This is a genomic window from Marinobacter sp., from assembly GCF_035268745.1.
GTDB lineage: Bacteria > Pseudomonadota > Gammaproteobacteria > Pseudomonadales > Oleiphilaceae > Marinobacter.
The window spans coordinates 1-1,906 of sequence record NZ_DATFKH010000226.1; the positions used below are offsets into that span (position 1 = coordinate 1).

At 57.1% G+C, this 1,906-nt stretch carries 2 protein-coding genes and 2 tRNA genes; all 4 read right to left on the reverse strand.

Translation table 11 applies throughout. The annotated features are described in order from the left end of the window. Window positions 1–6: 6 nt before the first annotated feature. Window positions 7–80 (reverse strand) — tRNA-Cys (locus VJ956_RS14785). A gap of 73 nt (window positions 81–153) precedes the next feature. Then, window positions 154–229: transfer RNA gene (locus VJ956_RS14790), tRNA-Gly, on the reverse strand. Window positions 230–371: 142 nt separating this feature from the next. Further along, entirely contained in the window at window positions 372–929 is a 558-nt protein-coding gene (gene pgsA / locus VJ956_RS14795) for a CDP-diacylglycerol--glycerol-3-phosphate 3-phosphatidyltransferase (RefSeq protein WP_324085808.1), read from the reverse strand. 7 nt (window positions 930–936) lie between these two features. Then, on the reverse strand, window positions 937–1,906 hold a 970-nt coding region (gene uvrC / locus VJ956_RS14800; protein WP_324085809.1), incomplete at its 5' end, for an excinuclease ABC subunit UvrC.

Here is a 1,906-nt window from a genome sequence, read left to right on the forward strand (position 1 = left end):
TAAAAATGGAGGCGCGGGTCGGAATCGAACCGGCGTTAACGGAGTTGCAGTCCGCTGCATAACCACTCTGCCACCGCGCCGGGAAAAGTCCGAATGGAATTCGAAACTTTTGTGCTCTCAGGTAGGCGTTGAGAGACTTCAGGACCTGTTGACTGGAGCGGGAAACGAGATTCGAACTCGCGACCCCAACCTTGGCAAGGTTGTGCTCTACCAACTGAGCTATTCCCGCTTGATCAACGTTGGCGTATTCTACGGATTCGCCCGATTGCGTCAACCTCTTTTTGGAATTTTTGTTTTACTTCAGGCGTTAACAGCACTCCCCCCTGGCGGCCCGAGCGCAACCAGCGAGCTGATGGCGTGACTGGTCTCGGTCAGCCAGGAGTTTTACGAGGAAAAAGCTCCGGCCAGGCCGCCTTCAGGTAAAGCACCATCGACCACAAGGTAAGCCCTGCCGCAATATATAGCAGTGCCAGACCGAGCCAGGTCCAGGTTTCACCCACCGGGTAGGCCAGCAGCAGGGTAATGGAAACCATCTGGGCCACGGTTTTGATCTTGCCGATATAGGACACCGCAACACTGGCGCGGCTGCCGATTTCCGCCATCCATTCACGCAGGGCAGAAATGACGATTTCCCGCCCGATAATAACCGTGGCGGGGATCGTCAGTATAAAGCTGGAATGGGCTTCGATTAACACCGTCAGTGCCACCGCCACCATCAGTTTGTCGGCAACGGGATCGAGAAAGGCACCAAAAGGCGTACTCTGGTCAAGACGACGGGCAAGGTAGCCGTCCAGCCAGTCGGTCCCCGCGGCCAGCGCGAAAATGGCAGCACTGACAAAATAGCTCCACTGCAACGGCAGATAGAAAATAACCACGAACACCGGAATCATGGTAATTCGCGACAGCGTGAGTATGTTCGGTAAATTCATGCGTTCCCTACTCGTCGTGCAGCACTGCGTAGATGGTCTCTGCCAGGTTGCGACTGATTCCCTGAACCTTGCTCATTTCTTCAACACTCGCTTTTTTCAGGTCCTGGATACCCCCGAAGTAGCGGATCAGGTCCCGTCTGCGTTTCGGCCCGACACCGTCGATACCCTCCAGTGTCGAGCTGCGTCGCTTCTTGTCCCGCCTGGCGCGGTGTCCGGTGATCGCAAACCGGTGTGACTCGTCGCGAATGTGCTGAATCAGATGCAGTGCAGGCGAGTCGGCAGGCACCCTGAACACGTCATCGGTCATGGCATCAATCAATTGCTCCATCCCGGCACGTCGGGTCACCCCCTTGGCAATGCCGATCAGGGGAATATCCGAAATTCCCAGCTCGTCAAAAACAGCTTTGGCAATTCCCAACTGACCCTTGCCACCGTCAATCAGCACCAGATCAGGCCGCTTGCCCTCCCCGGACACCATGCGCTTGTATCGCCGCATCAGGACTTGCTGCATTGCGGCGTAATCATCGCCGGCCTTGACGCCTTCAATGTTGTAGAGGCGATAGTCACTGTTCAGGGGCCCATTCTCGTCGAAAACCACGCAGGATGCGACCGTGTTTTCCCCCTGACTGTGGCTGATATCGAAACATTCCATACGCGAAGGCGTTGCCGGCAGTTCCAGAAGGTCCCGCAGTGCCAGCAATCTGCGGTAGACCGTTTCTTTGCTTGCCAGGTGGGTCAGCAAGGTCTGCCGGGCGTTGGTCATTGCCAGCTCTACCCAGCGCCTGCGCTCTCCCCGCACATTTTTGCGGATCCGGGTATCGCGGCCAGCGGTTTCTGTCAGGGCCCGGGCCAGCAACTCCTGGCCCTCGACGTCAAGCGGTACCAGAATGTCCGGCGGGATCTCGCGCCGGGTGCTGCCGCCAAAATAGTACTGGCCCAGAAAAGCGCTCAGCAGTTCGCCTTCGGACTGTTCAATA

What these genes read in the sequence shown, in the direction of transcription:
- pgsA (WP_324085808.1), bottom strand. Translation starts at nt 929, where the DNA reads ATGAATTTACCGAACATACTCACGCTGTCGCGAATTACCATGATTCCG.